We start from the raw sequence: 17743 nt of genomic DNA on the forward strand, positions 1-17743 counted from the left end.
AAGGCAAAACGACGCGGGCCGAGACGCTGTGTTTCGCCGGTCGACGAAAGCGATTACCGCGCCAGCCAGCCGCCGTCGACGGGCAGCACCGTCCCGTGCACGTAATCGGATGCAGGCGATGCCAGGAACACGGCGGCACCTCCAAGTTCGGACGGCGTTCCCCAGCGTCCCGCCGGAATACGGGCCACGATGGCGGCGTTGCGATCGGGATCCTCACGCAGCGCCGTCGTGTTGTTGGTGACGAAGTAACCGGGGGCGATGGCGTTGACGTTGACGCCCTTGCCGGCCCATTCGCAAGCGAGCAGCTTCGTCAGTCCGGCAAGCCCGCTTTTCGAGGCGGTATAGGACGGGATGCGAATGCCGCCCTGGAAGGAGAGCAGCGACGCGATGTTGATGATCTTGCCCCTGCCCTTCCCGACCATATGGCGGCCAGCCGCCTGCGACAGGAAGAAGGCCGTCTTCAGATTGACGTCGATCACCGCGTCCCAATCTTCCTCGGTGAAGTCGAGCGCATCGGCACGGCGGATGATGCCGGCATTGTTGACGAGGATGTCGAGGCCGCCGAAGGTCTGGATCGTCTCGGCGACGATCCCCTTGACCGGTTCGATGGTGCCAAGATCGGCCTTGATGACATGGAAGCGGCTTCCGGCCTGCTTCACCAGCGCCTCGGTTTCCTCCATCGAGGAGCGCCCAACGGCGACGATCGCCGCACCGGCCTCGGCCAACGCCGCAGCGATCGCCTGGCCGATCCCGGTATTGGCGCCGGTGACGACGGCGGTCCGGCCGGAGAGGTCGAAGGGATTTGCCACGGTGCTCACCTCAGATCCGCGATGGCGATATGATCCATGTCGGTAAAGCTCTTGTTGTCGCCGGCCATCGCCCAGATGAAGCTGTAATTCTTGGTGCCGGCGCCCGAATGGATCGACCAGGGCGGCGAGATGACCGCCTGCTCGTTGGCGACCAGCATATGCCGGGTCTGTTGCGGCTCGCCCATGAAGTGGAAGACACGCTGGTCGGATTCGAGATCGAAATAGAGATAGGCTTCCATGCGCCGGTCATGCGTATGGGCCGGCATGGTGTTCCAGACGCTGCCCGGCTCGATCATGGTGAAGCCCAGGGTGAGCTGGCACGACTGGCAGACTTCCGGGTGGATGAACTGGTAAATCGAGCGCTTGTTGGCCGTCGCGGCTTCGCCGGGCGTCAGGTGACGAGCCTTTTCGCGGGTGAGCAGCACGGTCGGGTGCGTTTGATGGGCCGGGGTCGAGACCAGATAGAATTTCGCCGGATTGGCGGCATCCAGGCTTTCGAACCGGATGTCCTTGGCGCCCTTGCCGGCATAGAGGCAATCATATTTGGCAAGGTCGTAGCTCGTGCCGTCGACGATGATGCGGCCGGCGCCGCCGATGTTCAAGGTTCCGAGTTCACGCTCGGCGAGGAAGGTTTCCTGTCCGATCGCCGTCGGCGCCGTCAGCGTCAGCGCGACACCGAGCGGCGTGGCGCCGCCGATGACCATCCGGTCGTAATGGGAATATGTCAGCCGGATCTCGCCGCCTGCGAAAACGGTCTCGACCAGAAAGTGACGCCGCAGCGCTTCGGTGTCGTATTCGCGCACGGCCTCGGGATGGGAGGCGTGCCTCACGTCGATCTGCATGTCAATTTTCCTTCAGCTTCGTTGTCGTCACGCATCGTCGCTATTGCGCAAGCCGATCCATCAGGCGTCCTCCGCTGCGGCGGTATCCGTCTGGTTACATAGTTGTACGACAAGTTTGGTGTCAACACGTTTGTCCGGGACTTGGCTGAGCAGACGTGAAGGGATCGTAAGGGGCCGCTTTCGGCGCGGCCGCACATTCCTCGGCCAAAACGAAAAAAGCCTGCCGCGGGAGGAGGTGCGGCAGGCTTTCGATAAAAACCGAACGACAGCTGGGAGGAGGAGTGCTGCCGTTCCCGCAAGCGACCCTGGGAGGAGGATGGGGCGCCTGCATGGTCGAAGGATGCGGGAGGAGGTGCACCGCTTCGATGAAATAATCATACTTATTTTCTGCTCAGATGATAGGCATTTCTTTGCAGGGCAGCTATGCGTTATGCGAAAAGCGGGCGGCTCGCCATCTGACGGGCAAGCCCAAAAAGCAAAGCGCCCGCTCGGGAGGAAGCAGGCGCTGGCCAAATGTCGAAGGTGGTGGTCTGTCTGGCCGTTAGCGGGCGATGGCCGCACGGGCGATGGTGCGGATTTCGCCGCGGCCGATGCCGAGGTCGTCCAGTTCGCGCGTCGACATACGGCCCAGTTCAGCGACCGTCTGACGGTACTTGCGCCAGTTGTTGAAAGAGCGTGCTACGTTCATGATGATCCCCTTTCCGTGGGCTTTCGAAGCCTAGCTGCCAGTCCTTGGCGCTTCGGTTGCTTCGATGAGTTCTATATAATACGGGACCCCCGGTTGTTGCAGCGCCAATGCATCACTGCACCTATGCGATAACTGCATGGGTTCTGATGGGCCGCGGCCGATCTCAGGCTTTGAAGCGATCGAAGGCCGTCAGCCGGACGAGCGGCGGATCGGCCTCCTTCCACCGATAGATTTCCGAACGCAGATAGGAAAGCTCGTCGCCGAGATCGTCCTCGCCGACTTCGATCCACCAGGATTTCAGGCGGCCATCGCTTCCATCAGACCAGCGGTAGCCCCTTGCCTTCAGGTGGTCCTTCATCTCGAACGGGCTGTGTTCGGCAAAGATGCGGACGCGGCAGCGTTGGCTGGCGCGGTACAGCTCGGCGAAGGGGCTTTCACCGTCGCCCTGCTGTCGATCCAGGATCTCCAGGAGTGCGTGGCAGTCGTCCACCGCGCGGTGGCCTTCATGGAAATAGCCGGCCTGGCCGACGAGGTAACCGAGCTTGGTGCCCTCGAAGCCGCGGGCGCTCCAGTCGATCTCCGAAACCGAGCACGCCCAGGCCTTGCCGGTGAAGATGGGTGAGAAGGCCTCGCAGAACGGCCGGTCGAACCCGGCATTATGGGCAATGATGAGGTCCGCCGGTTCGATCAGTGCACTCAGCGACGGCATGTCGATCATCTGTCCTTCGACCATGGCATCGGTAATGCCGGTCAGCCGGGTGATGTCGGGCGGGATCGGCCTGGACGGCTGCTGCAGACCGCCATAGATGCCGACCACATCGCCGACCGCGCCGTCATCGTTGAAGGTGAAGGCGACGGCGCCGATTTCGATGATTTCATCGCTGCGGTAGTTGAGGCCCGTCGTCTCGGTATCGAGGATGACGCCGAGCCGCGAAAACTGCGGCTGTCTCGCTGCCGCGACCGGCCGGGCGGCAAGTTTCCTCAGGATGCGATAATTGCCGCTCTCCTCGAGCGCGCGCGCCATGTCTTCATCGCAGCGGGCCGCCGGCGGTGACGGCCGCCGGCGCGCCGGGCCGCGTGCCTCGGCCATTGCGGGCGATGGCTTGGCAAACATGTCGAGTTGCGAATCTCTGTGCACGCTCATCGAACTTGTATGTCACGGAGGCGCGGGCGAATCCATCGCCCGCGGCGCGCTATGCCCAGCCCTTGCCTTTCATGGACAGGAAAGTTTAGCTGAGTGTCAGCGGCGGAAGGAGAAACCATGCCTCGTGACGACTTCAAGGACGCGGACGAAGACGTCGTCATCATCGGCGCCGGTGCTGCCGGTATTGCCGCTGCCCGCCGCCTGCTGGCAATCCGTCCCGGTCTTTCCGTCCTCCTGCTCGAAGCCGGCGACCGTCTCGGTGGCCGGGCCTGGACGGTCGGGCTGCCCGGAACCGGCGATCTTGGTTTCGATCTCGGTTGCGGCTGGCTGCACGGGGCGCGGACCAATGCCTGGACGGCGATTGCCGGTGAGGTCGGATTGACGGTCGACCGCTCGCCGGCGCCCTGGAACGGGGGGCGGCGGCTTCAGCGGGACGATGCGGAGAGCCAAGCCGCGCAGCAGGCGATTGGCGCTTACTTCGAACGCCTAGAAAGCCACGAAGGCAACGATCGCGACATGGCAGCAAAGCTACAGCCCGGTAGTCGCTGGAACGGCCAGATCCGGGCAATCGGCACCTATATCACCGGCGCCGAACTGGAGCGTTCGTCGATCGTCGACTACAACAGATATGATCCCGGCGCCGGTCCCGACTGGCGGGTGCGGGAAGGCTATGGAACATTGATCTCGCTCTATGGCGCGCCGGTCCGGACAAGGCTTGGAGTCGAAGCAAGGCGCGTGGATCACCGCCATGCCGGCCGTATCAGTATCGACACGAACAAGGGGATGATCACCGCCGGGACGGTGCTCGTCACCGTTTCGACGAATATGCTTGCCGCCGGCAGGATCGCGTTCGATCCTCCCCTGCCCGACAAGATTGAAGCGGCAGCTCGTTTGCCGCTGGGGCTCGCCGACAAGATTTTCCTCAGCCTCGCCGATCCGGACGCGTTGCCGGCAGATACGCATATGCTCGGATCGACCAGTCGCGGTGCGACCGGCACCTATCAGCTGCGGCCGTTCGGCGCTGCCGTCGTCGAGGCCTATTTTGCCGGCGATCTCGCGCATGATCTGGAGCGGGCAGGGAAAGAAGCCGCCTTTGCCTTCGCCGCCGATGAGATGGCGGGGCAATTCGGCGCGGACATCCGCAAGCAGTTGTCGCTGGCGGCGATCTCGGCCTGGGCCGCTACACCCCATATCGGCGGCTCCTATTCCTATGCCGAGCCCGGCGCCTCCGATTTGCGCGCGATCCTCGCCGCACCGCATGACGAACGGATCTTCTTTGCCGGCGAAGCCTGTTCGCATGCGCGTTATTCGACGGCGCACGGCGCCTACGAGACCGGCGTCGCCGCAGCCGAGCTGCTCGCCGCCTCGTTTTCGAAAAATCCGTAACCGGCGCCCGCCCGCGGGAATATGTTTTCCCACTTGTGGCACGGGCGGGATTGGTTATGCTGCCCTCGCCCCTGCGCTGGATGAGCCCAGGGCGCCATACGTCATCCGGCGGCAAGCGGCCGCCTCAAGCTCGATATTGTCATTGGATTGCGGAAGCCCCGGCTTCTACCCCGGCGATTTTGCGCGTCGGCTGCGGGCGCCCGCATGAGGAGGAAGAAATGGATTATCGCAAGCTCGGTCCCAGCGGGACCGTCGTTACCGCCTATTGCCTGGGCACCATGACCTTCGGGGCGGAGGCCGACGAAGCGGCCTCGCACAAGCTGCTCGACGATTATTTCGCCTGGGGCGGCAATTTCATCGATACCGCCGACGTCTACAGCGCCGGCAAGTCGGAAGAGATCATCGGTCGCTGGCTGAAGGCGCGCCCGACCGAGGCCCGCCAGGCGATCGTCGCGACCAAGGGCAGGTTTCCGATGGGCAACGGGCCCAACGATATTGGCCTGTCGCGCCGCCATCTCGGTCAGGCACTCGACGATTCGCTGCGCCGGCTCGGCCTCGAGCAGATTGACCTCTACCAGATGCATGCCTGGGACGCGCTGACGCCGATCGAAGAGACGCTGCGTTTCCTCGACGACGCGGTTTCATCAGGCAAGATCGGCTATTACGGCTTTTCCAACTATGTCGGCTGGCACATCGCCAAGGCTTCGGAGATCGCCAAGGCGCGTGGTTATACGCGTCCGGTGACGCTGCAGCCGCAATACAGCCTGCTGGCGCGCGACATCGAGCTCGAAATCGTCGCCGCCTGCCAGGATGCCGGCATGGGCCTGTTGCCGTGGTCGCCGCTCGGCGGCGGCTGGCTGACCGGCAAGTACAAGCGCGACCAGATGCCGACCGGCGCCACCCGCCTCGGCGAGAACCCCAATCGCGGCAGCGAATCCTATGCGCCGCGCAACGCGCAGGAACGCACCTGGGCGATCATCGGTGCGGTCGAAGAGATCGCCAAGGCCCGCGGCGTCAGCATGGCGCAGGTGGCGCTCGCCTGGACGGCGGCGCAGCCGGCTGTAACCTCGGTCATCCTCGGCGCCCGCACGCCCGAGCAGCTCGCCGACAATCTCGGCGCCATGAAGGTCGAGCTATCCAAGGAGGAAATGACGAAGCTCAACGAGGTCAGCGCTCCTCAACCGATGGACTATCCCTACGGCAAGGGCGGCATCAACCAGCGCCACCGCAAGATCGAAGGCGGCCGCTGAGCCCTCCGGCCGCAACTGAACGAAGCCTGTCTGCTTCATGCCGAAGCGGACAGGCTGTCCGGTCCGAGGCCTATTGACTCGTTCTTTGGGCTGCTGGTCGGTCGCCGGCGCTGCCGAATGTCTTCAGGTAGATTGACAAAAGCTGCGTCTGCGAGGAGATGCCCAGCTTGCGATAGACGTTGCGGCGATGGACCTTCACCGTGCCCGTCGAGATGTTGAGCCTGAGGCCGATCGATTCCGAGGAATGTCCTTGCAATACCAGATCGACGATCGCGGTTTCGCGGCTCGTCAACTTGAGGTCACGCCAGACAGTGTCGGCCGGCTGCAGCGCCTGCGCCGCCGCACCGCTTTTCCTCCCCTTTCTCAAGCCGGCATCGCGTTGCGCGTCGAAGCGGACGCCGAGCCCCGGCCAGAAATGCCGGACAAGGCTCGCCACCAAAGGTTCGGCCTTTTTCAGAAGCGCGAATTCAGCCGGTGGAAACGGGCCGGTCTTTTCCCGGCGCATCAGCGACAGCACGACGGTGATGTCGTCGTCGAGTGTCACGAAGAAGCCGATCTCCTCGGCAAGTCCCGTCTGGACATAGTAGCTCCGGTAATATTCGCTGGAGAAGAAGCGGTCGGGCGCGAGTTCGCGCATGCGGAAGACCCCCGGACGGCGTGCGCGGGCGGTATGGTAAAATGGATCGAGCAGGTAGGGACCGACCTGATAGAGGGTGACGAAAACGACGTTTTCGTCTGGATCGAAGGTGCTATAGAGATCGATCGGTCGCTCCTTGCCGCGATAGGCAAAAACCACGACATAATCGAAGCGCACCAGCGCCGCCATCATCCGGCGGAACGTCTCTCCAAACTCCGCATCCGCCATGGCGGCCTTTCCGACGGTGACGTCGAAAGCCTGAAACAGCGCCTCGAGATCGATGCTCATCGATAGCCTCCCCAAAACCGCTCTGCAGGAATACTCTGAGTTTCATATACACCTTCCACGAAGAGATGTGAGGCAGAATACCTCTTTCGGGGTATATACCGCGCCGAGGGCCCGGGCTTACTCTTTGTCCAACGACGGTGGCAAAAAGGCAGCGCTAGACTGCCCATCCCAACCAACCGCAGGGAACAGACGCGTGGCATCCGCTTCGACGAACGATATCGAATTCCGTTCGGTCACCAAGAATTATGGCGCGGTGACCGCCGTGACCGACATAAACCTGAATGTACCGAAGGGCGCTTTCCTCGCTCTGCTCGGCCCGTCCGGCTGTGGCAAGACCACGTGTCTGCGCATGATCGGCGGCTTCGAGCAGCCGAGCGAGGGCTCCGTGCTGATCAACGGGCGGCAGATGAACGGCGTTCCGGCCTATCGCCGCCCCGTCAACATGGTCTTCCAGCATTATGCTCTGTTTCCGCATTTCAACGTCGAACAGAACGTCGCCTATGGCTTGCGGCAGATGCGACCAAGGCTTGCGGAGGCCGAGATCAATCGCCGCGCGGCAGAGGCGCTCGAGATGGTGCGTCTCGGCGGGTTCGCCAAGCGGCGCATCCACGAGATGTCCGGCGGCCAACAGCAGCGGGTGGCGCTGGCGCGCGCGATCGTCAACCGGCCTTCGGTACTGCTGCTTGACGAGCCGCTGGCCGCGCTCGACAAGAAACTGCGCTCGGCCATGCAGATCGAATTGCAGACGCTGCAGCGCGAGCTCGGCATCACCTTCGTGCTCGTCACCCACGATCAGGAAGAAGCGCTGTCGATGGCGGACGTCGTCTGCGTCATGAGCGCCGGCCGCATTCGTCAGCTCGGCACGCCGCAAGAGGTCTATGACCGCCCGGCCGATCTTTTCGTCGCCGATTTCGTCGGCAAGACCAACCGGATCGATGCGACGCTGGAAGCCGGTGGCACGCTGCGCCTTGGCGACGGTTCGGCGCTTGCAGCCATCGCCCGCCCTGGCCTTACGATGGGCGACGTCATCGTTGCGATCCGTCCCGAGGCAATCCGGCTTACGCGGGCTGCGGTCGGCAGCACGTCCTTTGCCGGGACGGTCACGCACCGCATCTTCCTCGGCTCCTCGGCCGAATATGCCGTGACTGTTCCAGGTCTCGGCGATTTCCTCGTCACCGCCGACCGGCGCGGCATGAATGAGAGCGATCTGGTCGAGCCAGGTGAAGCGGTCTTCCTCAGCTTCGATCCTGATATGGCCCACATTTTTCCAGGCGAGGCTTCTTCGCCCCAAGTTTCTTCAGCATCGAACGCAAAAACCAGAACAAGGGAACAGCATCATGAGCAAGGACTACAAGGATCATCTGCCTATTACCCCTGAAGGCTTCATGGACGAGTTCATGCGCCTGAAACGCGGCTCCGTCAGCCGCCGCCACTTCCTCGGCGTCACCGGCCTCGGACTTGCGACCGCCGTGCTGTCGCGTTTCCCCGGTGCGCTGTCGACGCCCGCTTACGCCGAGGACCTCGGTACCCAGATGTCGATCGCCACCTGGCCCAATTATCACGACCCTGCGACCTTCGAGAATTTCAAGGCGGCGACCGGCGTTGCCGTCGAGGTCAACGTCTTCGGCTCCAACGAGGAAATGCTGGCCAAGCTCCAGGCGGGCGCCTCCGGCTGGTCGCTCTTCGTGCCGACCAACTACACGATCTCCACCCACCACAAGCTCGGCCTGATCGACGAACTCGATCTCTCCAAGATCCCGAATTTCAGCCCGGCGACGGAAAATCCGCGCTTCACCAGGGAAGGCATGATCGACGGCAAGACCTACGCGGTGCCGAAGAACTGGGGTACCACCGGGTTCTCGGTCAACACAGCGAAGATCAAGACCAAGCTTTCGAGCTGGAAGGATTTCTTTGATATCGCCCAGACGGAAGCCGACGGCCGCGCCATGGTGCACGACTATCAGTTAACGACGATCGGCAGCGCGCTGGTGTCGCTCGGCTACGATTTTAATTCGATCAAGGCAGACGAACTCGCAAAAGCCGAGGAACTGCTGATTAAAGTCAAACCGCATCTTTTCGCCATCAACAGCGACTACCAACCGGCCATGCGCGCCACCGACGCCTGGCTCACCATGTGCTGGACCAATGACGGGGCGCAGCTCAACCGTGACGTTCCCGAGATCGCCTATGTGCTCGGCACCGACGGCGGTGAGATCTGGACCGACTATTACGCCATCCCGAAGGACGCGCCGAATAAGGCGGCGGGTTACGCGCTGCTCAACTACCTCATGGATCCGGCCAATGCCGTCAAGGAGCACGTCGCCAACGGCGCACCGACGACCGACAGCCGGGTCATCGCACTGCTGCCGAAGGAGATCACCGCGAACAAGATCGTCTATCCGGACGAGGCCTCATTGACGCCGCTGGAATTCGGCGCGGCGGTGACGTTGACCGATCCCGGCCGGGCGGAGCTGATGGCGCGTTTCAAGTCGGCTTGATCGCCGTGCCCAACTCCGGCCCCGCCGCCTTGGCGCGAGGGGCCGGTCTCGTGCTTAGAATCGGCGGATAAAGAACCTTTCGATGCCTTTTACTCCTGCCACAAATCGGCGCCTTGTCACCGCGGCTCTTGTCGGTCCGGCCAGCATCTGGCTGTTCGTGTTCTTGGTGCTGCCCTTCATCGCCATCATCGTCTTTGCCTTCGGAGAGCGGGCGCCAGAAGGTGGTTATCAGGCGGCTTTTACCTTTGCGCAGTTTGCCAATCTCGGCTCGCGCACCGCAGCCTTCAAGAACACGCTGATTCTTGCGCCGATCGGCGCCTTCGCCTGCCTGCTCGTCGCCTATCCGGTTGCTTATTACCTGGCCGTCAAGGCGAGCGCCAAATACCGGCTGCTGCTGGTCTCCCTCGTCGTCGTGCCCTTCTGGACGAGCCTTCTCGTGCGCACCTACGCCTGGATGTACATCTTGGGCGCGCGCGGCATTCCGCATCTCTTGGAGATGGTCGGCATCGAAGACGTCAGGCTGCTGAACACACCGGGCGCCGTGCTGCTCGGCATCGTCTACGGCTACCTGCCGCTTATGATCATGCCGATCTATGTCAGCCTCGAAAAGCTCGACCGCCGCCTTCTGGAGGCCTCCGCCGATCTCGGCGCGCGGCCGCTTTCGACCTTTTTCGGCATTACGCTGCCTCTGTCGCTTCCGGGTGTGATGACCGGCATCGCCCTCGTCACCATCCTGCTGCTCGGCGAATATTTGATCCCGCAGTTGCTTGGCGGCGGCAAAGTCTTCTTCATCGGCAATGCGCTGGTCGATCTCTTCCTGCAGTCGCGCAACTGGCCGTTCGGCTCTGCAATCGCTGTCACTCTCGTCGTTGTCGTCGTCATCGTGCTGTTGATCGCCATGCGCATCGCCTGGCGTGTTGCCGGTACCCGCCAAGTGGATCTCGTCTGATGCGCGCGCTGGTCACCGCAGTCTACCTGTTCCTCTACATGCCGATCGCGCTTGTCGTGCTGTTCTCCTTTAATGCCGGCCGTAATGCCAGCGATTTCACCGGCTTCTCGACGCAATGGTATGGCAGGGCGATTGCGAACACTTTCCTGATGGAAGCGCTGCAGAACAGCCTGACCATCGCCTTTACCAGTGCCGGGCTGGCGGCCATTTTCGGCACGATGGCGGCGATCGGCATGGAGCGGCTCGGCGCCCGGGCGCGAGCGGTCTTCGACGGGCTGTTCGCTGCGGCGATCGTCGTTCCCGGCGTCGTCATCGGCATTGCGACGCTGGTGGCGCTGGTCGAGGTCTTCGGCTTCGTCAATCCACTGATCGCCGCCGTCTGGCCAGGCGAACAGGCGCCGAAGCTATCACTCGGCTATGGCTCGATCATCGCCGCCCACGGCCTCTTCACCATGGCGCTGGTGACAATGATCGTCAAAGCACGCATCGCCAGCCTCGGCCGTGACATCGTCGAAGCGTCGAGCGACCTTTACGCCACGCCTTTCACCACTTTTCGCCAGATTGTGCTGCCGCAGATCCTGCCGTCAATCCTGGCCGGGTTCCTGCTCGCCTTCACCTTCTCCTTCGACGATTTCATCATCGCCTTTTTCGTCGCAGGTTCGAACACGACACTGCCGATCTATGTCTTCGCCTCGATCCGTCGTGGCGTGACGCCGGAGATCAACGCCATCGCCACGATGGTGCTTGTCGCATCGCTGGGACTGATCCTCATCGCGCGCTTTCTGATGCGCGAGAAAACAACAAACTGAACGGGAAACACCAATGATTCTTGAAAATCGCGTCGCGATCATCACCGGAGCGGGCTCGGGCATCGGCCAGGCCGGCGCGCTGATCATGGCAGGAGAAGGTGCTTTCGTCGTCGTGGCCGACCTGAATGCCGCCAGTGCCGCCGAAACCGTCGACCGGATTGAGGCCGCCGGCGGCAGGGCTGAGTGCCTAGTTCTCGACGTCACCGACGACAGGGCGCTCGAAGCGGGCATCGCTGCGGTCGCCGAACGTCATGGCCGAATCGACATCCTCCACAATCATGCCGGCGCACAGGTGGCGGGCGATCTGGAACAGGTGGCTGTCGAGGGTTTCGACAGGTCCTGGAGCCTGAATGTCCGAGCGCATTTCATGGCGGCCCGCTTCGTCATGCCGCTGATGAAGAAGGCGGGCCGCGGCGTCATCCTCAACACCTCTTCCTCGTCGGGCGTACTCTACGATCGCGAGATGATCGCCTATACGACGACGAAACATGCGGTCATCGCGATGACCCGGCAGATGGCCGGCGACTACGCCAGGTTCGGCATCCGCGTCAACGCGCTCTGCCCGGGCTGGGTGGATACGCCGTTCAACGAACCCTTCATCGCCCAGATGGGCGGCCGTGGCGCGATCGAGGCCTATGTCGCTGAGAAGGTGCCGCTCGGACGCTGGGCCGATGTTTCCGAAATCGCCGAGCCCATTCTCTTCCTGGTCTCGGACCGTTCGTCCTACATGACCGGTCAGATTCTCGTCGTCGACGGCGGCGAGACCATTGTTTGACGGTGGTGGAATGGTTTGCCCCCTACTAGGTCAACCCTCATCCAGATCAAATCCCAGAATCAGGGCATGAAAAAGCCGCCATGTTTCCATGGCGGCTTGCGGCTTTTCTGCTTGGGAGGCTATTCAAGCCGGGAGCTGGAAGAACCAGTTGGCGATCAGTACGATCGCGAGGCCGCCGACAAGTGCAAGATAAGGGAGCATGCCGGCTTTCCTGACGCCGAGATCCTGGCCGATGAGGCCGAGATCCTCCATCGCGCCGGCCGGGAACTTGCCGCCGTCGCGCACATAGTGGCGATAGGCGAAGACGGGCAGGATCAGGGCGGCGAAGATGAAGCCGACCCAGAGTGCGTTGGAGTAACCCCAGACCTTGGCGCCGGCGCCGAGGAAGAGCGCGTTGACGAAGGCGAGCACGGTGTTGAGGCCGATCAGCCAGCTCGGCGCCTTCCAGGGCCGTTCGATATGGCCGGAATCCACCCGGTGGATCCAGCCGGAATTGAGGTTCAGGAAGTTGAAGATGATGTAGCCGACATTCGAGACGGCGAGTACGAAGAAGTAGCCACCGACGTCCGATGCGATCGCCAGAAGGAAGAGATTGAAGGCGAAATCGGTCCACATCGCCCGTGTCGGGGCGCCATGCTCGTTGGCGTGGTCGAGATATTTCGGCAGCCAGCCGTCCTTCGAACCCTGATAGAGTGTGCGTGAGGAACCGGCCATTGCCGTCATGATGGCGAGGAAGAGCGCCAGGATCATCAATATCACGAGCAACTGGGTGATGACCCGGCCGGCGCCGATCAGGCCGCCAAGCGCTTCGGCAACGCCCGTGCCATCGACGATGCCGGGGGCCAGCATGCCGGCGTGGCCGAGTACGCCCTGGAAGGCGAAGGGCACCAGGAAGAAGAACAGGCAGCAGGCCAGGCCGGAATAGAAGATCGCCTTGAAGGTGTCTGTCTTCGGATTCTTCAGTTCGCGGGTGTAGCAGACCGCCGTCTCGAAGCCGTAGGTCGACCAGGCGGCGATATACAGGCCGCCGAGAAACAGCGTCCAGCCGCCATTGCTCCAGCTGCCGTCGCTGGCGGCATAGGCCGCCGTCGGCGGGACGAGGCCGGTGACATTTGCGGAAACGATCTGGCCGCTGACGATCGGATAAAGGCCGATGATCAGCAGCGGCACCAGCACGATGATCGCCAGCCATTTCTGCACGCTAGCCGTTTCCGAGATGCCGCGATGCTGGATCGCGAAGATGATCAGCATCAGGATGCCGCCGATGAAGAAGGTGGCGTTGATGTTGGCGGTGGCGAGGTAGGGAATGCTGAAGCTTGCCAGCGACCAGTTGCGGATCGCCGGCGTCAGAGCGGCAACACCGTCGGCGCCGAGCAGCGCCTTGACGGCATCGTCAGGCGTCGTGCCGGCGTGGGCTGCGATATATTCGGCGACGCGGGGGCTGTCGGCCGTGACGGAAGCGGCATGCGCGGCGATCCAGTCGAGGACCATTTGCGAATCGGCTGCCGGAATCGGGAAAAATGCATTGAGAATGTAGCCGGCGGCGATGGCACAGCCGAGTGAAAGCACCGGCGACCAGGCAAACCAGTTGCACCAGACCGACAGCGGCGCGATGAATTTCGAATAGCGCAGCCAGGCGGTGGCGCCGTAGACGGAGGCCCCGCCGGATTTGTTGCCGAACATGCCGGCGATCTCGGCATAGGTGAAGGATTGCAGGAAACCCATCACCATCGAGATGATCCAGACGACGAAGGCGAGCTTGCCCGTCGTGCCTGCGATGCCGCCGATGGAGAAGAGAACGAGCGGCGGCACGCCCGCGGCCACCCAGAATGCGCCCTTCCAGTCGAGCGCGCGTATAAGCTTACCTTCGGTGCCGGATGCAATTCCGGCCTCCACAATATCTGTCATCGGCGAAATTCCCCATTCGATTGTTCCGGACGTATCTCTGTACGTCTCCCTGAACGTGTCTCCCTGACGGTCTCGAGCGCGCTCGGATGATTTTGGCGATCCGCGCTCCCGACGGATTCTCCGAGCCTGAACTCTTGATGCATAGTGAAGATATTTTCTTTTTAGTCAATATGACTTTACTTTCCACAGGCATTTTGTAACCTGTATGGGCGTATGCTGAAGGGCATGCCGATCCCCCATGAGGGTAGAATGCGAGAACTTCATCCTGTCATGCCGGGCCCCCGAACGATCGTTCCGAGCCTCGTCCATTACCCCGGTATTCCCGCCCTGCCGGCGGGCACTGAACGCTACCGGGCAAAGGGTGGCGGATCGGTCGTCGTGCGCGTGGAGCCGGGCGACCGCGTGAGCGTCATCGACAGCGAAGGCGGGCAGATTTGTGAGCTCTCCTTCCTTGACGAAAAAGGGCGCTTCCAGGCAGCCGGTCTCGGAACGGCATTCAGCAATTCAGCCGAGGGCTTGAAGGCCATTCTTCAGGCAGAGGATGAGAGTGCTGCCCGCATGCGCGCGGCACTTCAGCGGCGCGGCGCCGATCTCGCAGCGGCCGGAGCGCTTCGCATCTTCGGGGCAGGATCGACGCCGGGCAGCCTGGCGGAGTTCACGATTGCCGTGAAGGGCCTGCTGATCGTTGCGGCACCCGCCGGCGCCATGTCGCCGGAGGCGCAGGACACGGCGACGCCGATCGAGATCCGGATCAAGCGCAGCCTGCTGATCCGCGACTATGCCTCCGCCCTGCCGGAACCGGCGGCCGATCCGATCGAGGATATCCGCATCCGGGCGGCGAGCGCCGCCGCTTATTTCGTGCGCGCCGGCGAATTTATCCAGATCATCGATGTCTATGGGCGCCAGTGCACCGATTTCCAGGCCTTTGCCGCCCGCAAGGTCGACAAGGGCCTCGATCTGGCGCTCGATTCGACCGTCACTCGCACGCTGCTCGGTCGCAGCTATCCCACGCCCGGCCTGCCGTCCAAGGCCTTCGATCGCGACTTCGAGCCGCTGGTCGAGATCGTCCAGGACACGGTCGGCCGCCACGACGCTTTCGCAACGGCCTGCAATTCACGCTATTACGACGACATGGGTTATCCCGGCCACGTCAACTGCACGGACAATTTCAACGCGGCGCTGGCGCCTTATGGCATTGCCGGGCGCAAGGGCTGGGAAGCGCTGAACTATTTCTACAACACCAATATCGACCACAACAACCAGCTCTATCTCGACGAGCCCTGGTCGCGTCCCGGCGATTACGTGCTGATGCGTGCGCTGACGGATCTCGTCTGCGTCTCATCGTCCTGCCCTGACGATATCGATGCGGCGAACGGCTGGGATCCGACGGATATCCACGTCCGCACCTTTTCCGGAAAAGAGAAATTCTCACGAGCGGTAGCCTATCGCATGACCCCAGATGCCGAAGCCGAACTGACGCGCGAAACCGCCTTCCATCCCCGCCTTTCGGCGTTGACGCGAGACTATACGGAATATCGCGGCTACTGGTTGCCGAACCGCTTCTCGTCCGAAGGACCGGTCGAGGAATACTGGGCCTGCCGCGAGCGCGCCGCCGTCATCGATCTCTCGCCCTTGCGGAAGTTCGAAGTGACGGGTCCGGACGCCGAGGAACTGCTGCAATACTGCCTGACGCGCGACGTGCGAAAACTCTCGACCGGCCAGGTCGTCTATTCCGCGATGTGCTACGAAAACGGCGGCATGATCGACGACGGCACCCTCTTCAGACTCGGCGACAAGAACTTCCGCTGGATCGGCGGCGATGATTTCAGCGGCATATGGCTGCGTCAGCAGGCCGAGAAGAAGGGTTTCAAGGCCTGGGTTCGCTCATCGACCGATCAGTTGCACAATATCGCGCTGCAAGGGCCGCGGAGCCGCGACATCCTGAAGGAGATTATCTGGACGGCGCCGCGCCAGCCCGCGATCGGCGAGCTCGAATGGTTCCGCTTCACCGTCGGCCGCATCGGCGGCTTCGAGGGGGCGCCGGTCGTGATCTCGCGCACGGGCTATACCGGCGAGCTCGGCTACGAGATCTTCTGTCATCCGAAGGATGCGCTGGGGGTGTTCGATGCCGTCTGGGAGGCAGGCCAACCGCACGGGCTGAAGCCGATGGGGGTGGAGGCACTCGACATGGTCCGCATCGAGGCGGGCCTGATCTTTGCCCACCACGAATTCACCGACCAGACGGATCCGTTCGAGGCCGGCATCGGCTTTACCGTGCCGCTGAAATCCAAACAGGACGATTTCATCGGCCGCGAGGCGCTGATCCGGCGCAAGGAACATCCGCGCCATCTGCTCGTCGGCCTTGATATCCAGGCGAACGAGGCGGTCGGCCATGGCGATTGCGTCCATATCGGCCGGGCCCAGATCGGCGTCGTCACCAGCGCCACGCGCTCGCCTGTTCTCGGCAAGACGATCGCGCTTGCCCGCATCGACGTGATGCATGCGAGCCCGGGCACCGAGGTCGAGATCGGCAAGCTCGACGGCCACCAGAAGCGTTTGCCGGCGACGATCGTGCCGCTTTCGCATTACGATCCGCAGAAGACGCGCCCGCGATCGTAACCCACTTCGTGTTCGGGAGACGACGATCGGTTCCGTCCGTCGTCCCCCGGATATTGCCCTCAAGCGGCCTGTACGGCTGCGTTCAGCGGGATTTCGACGTCGATCTCAAGAGTGGAGACAAACTCGTTGCGGTCGATCGTCACCTGCACCTTGTCGTGGTCGAGCTCAACATGTTTTGCGATGACCGCAAGGATTTCCTCGCGCAGCAGCGAAACAAGGTCCGATCCTGCCGATGAGCGTTCGTGTGCAAGGAGCACCTGCAAGCGTTCGCGGGCGGCGGGTGCCGTTCTCTGCTTGTTGAAAAGACGGAAGATATTCATGCTGCCCTCCGTCCGAAGATCTTGCCGAATAGATTGCGCTTTTCCTCGGGGATCGTGATCGGCAAGGTTTCGCCGGCGAGCCGGCGCGCGGCATCGAAATAAGCCATCGCAGCCGCGCTGCGGCTTTCCGCCAGCGTGACCGGCGCACCGATGTTGGACGCCCGCAGCACATCCATGCTCTCCGGCACGATGCCGAGGAGCGGGATGGAGAGGATCTCGAGGACGTCGTCGACCTTCAACATGTCGCCGCGTTCGGCGCGGTTGGCGTCATAGCGGGTGAGCAGCAGGTGCTTTTCCATCCGCTCGCCGCGTTCGGCCTTGGCGGTCTTGGCGTCGAGAAGGCCGATGATGCGATCGGAGTCGCGCACCGACGAAACCTCAGGGTTGGTGACGACGACGGCGACATCGGCATGGCGCATGGCAAGCGTTGCGCCGCGCTCGATTCCGGCGGGGCTGTCGCAGATGATCCAGTCGAAATAGCGCTTCAGATCGTTGATGACGCGCTCGACGCCCTCGGCCGTCAGGTTGTCCTTGTCGCGGGTTTGAGAGGCCGGCAGCAGGAACAGCGTCTCCAGCCGCTTGTCGCGGATCAGCGCCTGGGTGAGTTTGGCGTCGCCCTGGATGACGTTGATCAGGTCGTAGACGACCCTCCGCTCTGCGCCCATCACGAGGTCGAGATTGCGCAAGCCGACGTCGAAATCGACGACGACGACCTTTTCATTGCGTTGCGCCAGCGCCGCTCCCAATGCGGCGGTCGAGGTTGTCTTTCCGACCCCGCCCTTGCCTGACGTGACGACGATCACTTTCCCCATTTCTCTCTC

Annotated in this window: 16 protein-coding genes; 8 read left to right on the top strand and 8 right to left on the bottom strand. The window is 62.7% G+C overall.

Annotated features, from left to right (window positions below; translation table 11 throughout):
* Positions 1-53 precede the first annotated feature (53 nt).
* The 4 genes from kduD to NL154_RS27515 form a co-directional block, all read right to left on the bottom strand.
* Entirely contained in the window at positions 54-818 is a 765-nt protein-coding gene (gene kduD, locus NL154_RS27500; RefSeq protein ID WP_282615087.1) for a 2-dehydro-3-deoxy-D-gluconate 5-dehydrogenase KduD, read from the bottom strand.
* Entirely contained in the window at positions 815-1651 is an 837-nt protein-coding gene (gene kduI, locus NL154_RS27505; RefSeq protein ID WP_210632413.1) for a 5-dehydro-4-deoxy-D-glucuronate isomerase, read from the bottom strand. Before kduI ends, kduD begins: the two co-directional genes overlap by 4 nt.
* A gap of 541 nt (positions 1652-2192) precedes the next feature.
* Positions 2193-2339, bottom strand: coding sequence for a DUF1127 domain-containing protein (locus NL154_RS27510; RefSeq protein WP_064695679.1), 147 nt, complete (start codon positions 2337-2339; stop codon positions 2193-2195).
* 163 nt (positions 2340-2502) lie between these two features.
* The gene (locus NL154_RS27515) at positions 2503-3483 is read right to left on the bottom strand and encodes a 3'-5' exonuclease (protein ID WP_210632414.1); all 981 of its coding nucleotides are present in this window, start codon (positions 3481-3483) and stop codon (positions 2503-2505) included.
* 117 nt (positions 3484-3600) lie between these two features.
* Here NL154_RS27515 and NL154_RS27520 point away from each other — a divergent pair, with 117 nt between their 5' ends.
* Positions 3601-4869, top strand: a complete 1269-nt coding sequence (locus NL154_RS27520; protein WP_210632415.1) for a flavin monoamine oxidase family protein — start codon at positions 3601-3603, stop codon at positions 4867-4869.
* Between the two features lie 218 nt (positions 4870-5087).
* Positions 5088-6119 (top strand): aldo/keto reductase, encoded by a 1032-nt coding sequence (locus NL154_RS27525; protein ID WP_210632416.1) that lies wholly within the window; start codon positions 5088-5090, stop codon positions 6117-6119.
* A 70-nt stretch (positions 6120-6189) separates the two neighbouring features.
* Here the strand turns inward: NL154_RS27525 and NL154_RS27530 are convergent, their stop codons facing one another.
* Positions 6190-7044 (bottom strand): helix-turn-helix transcriptional regulator, encoded by an 855-nt coding sequence (locus NL154_RS27530; RefSeq protein ID WP_210632417.1) that lies wholly within the window; start codon positions 7042-7044, stop codon positions 6190-6192.
* Positions 7045-7237: 193 nt separating this feature from the next.
* Here NL154_RS27530 and NL154_RS27535 point away from each other — a divergent pair, with 193 nt between their 5' ends.
* The 5 genes from NL154_RS27535 (at position 7238) to NL154_RS27555 (ending at position 12075) form a co-directional block, all read left to right on the top strand.
* Positions 7238-8422, top strand: coding sequence for an ABC transporter ATP-binding protein (locus NL154_RS27535; RefSeq protein WP_207245850.1), 1185 nt, complete (start codon positions 7238-7240; stop codon positions 8420-8422).
* Entirely contained in the window at positions 8382-9542 is a 1161-nt protein-coding gene (locus NL154_RS27540) for an ABC transporter substrate-binding protein (RefSeq protein WP_207245849.1), read from the top strand. The genes NL154_RS27535 and NL154_RS27540 overlap by 41 nt, the downstream gene beginning before the upstream one ends.
* Before the next feature lie 82 nt (positions 9543-9624).
* Positions 9625-10491, top strand: a complete 867-nt coding sequence (locus NL154_RS27545) for an ABC transporter permease (RefSeq protein ID WP_210632420.1) — start codon at positions 9625-9627, stop codon at positions 10489-10491.
* Complete coding sequence (locus tag NL154_RS27550; protein ID WP_221153395.1) at positions 10491-11300, top strand: ABC transporter permease; 810 nt, start codon at positions 10491-10493, stop codon at positions 11298-11300. Before NL154_RS27545 ends, NL154_RS27550 begins: the two co-directional genes overlap by 1 nt.
* 13 nt (positions 11301-11313) lie before the next feature.
* Positions 11314-12075 carry an SDR family NAD(P)-dependent oxidoreductase gene (locus tag NL154_RS27555; protein WP_207245846.1) on the top strand — a complete coding sequence of 254 codons (762 nt, stop codon included), beginning with the start codon at positions 11314-11316 and terminating at the stop codon, positions 12073-12075.
* 123 nt (positions 12076-12198) lie between these two features.
* On the opposite strand, the gene NL154_RS27560 is transcribed toward NL154_RS27555, so the two are convergent.
* Positions 12199-13983, bottom strand: coding sequence for an APC family permease (locus NL154_RS27560; RefSeq protein ID WP_210632422.1), 1785 nt, complete (start codon positions 13981-13983; stop codon positions 12199-12201).
* Positions 13984-14232: 249 nt separating this feature from the next.
* Here NL154_RS27560 and NL154_RS27565 point away from each other — a divergent pair, with 249 nt between their 5' ends.
* The gene (locus NL154_RS27565; RefSeq protein ID WP_434734436.1) at positions 14233-16602 is read left to right on the top strand and encodes a DUF1989 domain-containing protein; all 2370 of its coding nucleotides are present in this window, start codon (positions 14233-14235) and stop codon (positions 16600-16602) included.
* A gap of 59 nt (positions 16603-16661) precedes the next feature.
* Here the strand turns inward: NL154_RS27565 and minE are convergent, their stop codons facing one another.
* A complete protein-coding gene (gene minE / locus NL154_RS27570) occupies positions 16662-16922 on the bottom strand; it encodes a cell division topological specificity factor MinE (RefSeq protein WP_011428260.1) in 261 nt (86 codons plus the stop codon).
* Positions 16919-17734 carry a septum site-determining protein MinD gene (gene minD, locus NL154_RS27575; RefSeq protein ID WP_064684611.1) on the bottom strand — a complete coding sequence of 272 codons (816 nt, stop codon included), beginning with the start codon at positions 17732-17734 and terminating at the stop codon, positions 16919-16921. The genes minE and minD overlap by 4 nt, the downstream gene beginning before the upstream one ends.
* Between the last annotated feature and the right edge of the window lie 9 nt (positions 17735-17743).

The sequence above is a fragment of the Rhizobium sp. YTUHZ044 genome (assembly GCF_051123975.1).
Lineage (GTDB): Bacteria > Pseudomonadota > Alphaproteobacteria > Rhizobiales > Rhizobiaceae > Rhizobium.

Coding starts and splice junctions, on each gene's coding strand:
- kduI (WP_210632413.1), bottom strand. CDS start 1,651: ATGCAGATCGACGTGAGGCACGCCTCCCATCCCGAGGCCGTGCGCGAA.
- NL154_RS27510 (WP_064695679.1), bottom strand. CDS start 2,339: ATGAACGTAGCACGCTCTTTCAACAACTGGCGCAAGTACCGTCAGACG.
- NL154_RS27515 (WP_210632414.1), bottom strand. CDS start 3,483: ATGAGCGTGCACAGAGATTCGCAACTCGACATGTTTGCCAAGCCATCG.
- NL154_RS27520 (WP_210632415.1), top strand. CDS start 3,601: ATGCCTCGTGACGACTTCAAGGACGCGGACGAAGACGTCGTCATCATC.
- NL154_RS27525 (WP_210632416.1), top strand. CDS start 5,088: ATGGATTATCGCAAGCTCGGTCCCAGCGGGACCGTCGTTACCGCCTAT.
- NL154_RS27530 (WP_210632417.1), bottom strand. CDS start 7,044: ATGAGCATCGATCTCGAGGCGCTGTTTCAGGCTTTCGACGTCACCGTC.
- NL154_RS27540 (WP_207245849.1), top strand. CDS start 8,382: ATGAGCAAGGACTACAAGGATCATCTGCCTATTACCCCTGAAGGCTTC.
- NL154_RS27545 (WP_210632420.1), top strand. CDS start 9,625: ATGCCTTTTACTCCTGCCACAAATCGGCGCCTTGTCACCGCGGCTCTT.
- NL154_RS27550 (WP_221153395.1), top strand. CDS start 10,491: ATGCGCGCGCTGGTCACCGCAGTCTACCTGTTCCTCTACATGCCGATC.
- NL154_RS27555 (WP_207245846.1), top strand. CDS start 11,314: ATGATTCTTGAAAATCGCGTCGCGATCATCACCGGAGCGGGCTCGGGC.
- NL154_RS27560 (WP_210632422.1), bottom strand. CDS start 13,983: ATGACAGATATTGTGGAGGCCGGAATTGCATCCGGCACCGAAGGTAAG.
- NL154_RS27565 (WP_434734436.1), top strand. CDS start 14,233: ATGCGAGAACTTCATCCTGTCATGCCGGGCCCCCGAACGATCGTTCCG.
- minE (WP_011428260.1), bottom strand. CDS start 16,922: ATGAATATCTTCCGTCTTTTCAACAAGCAGAGAACGGCACCCGCCGCC.
- minD (WP_064684611.1), bottom strand. CDS start 17,734: ATGGGGAAAGTGATCGTCGTCACGTCAGGCAAGGGCGGGGTCGGAAAG.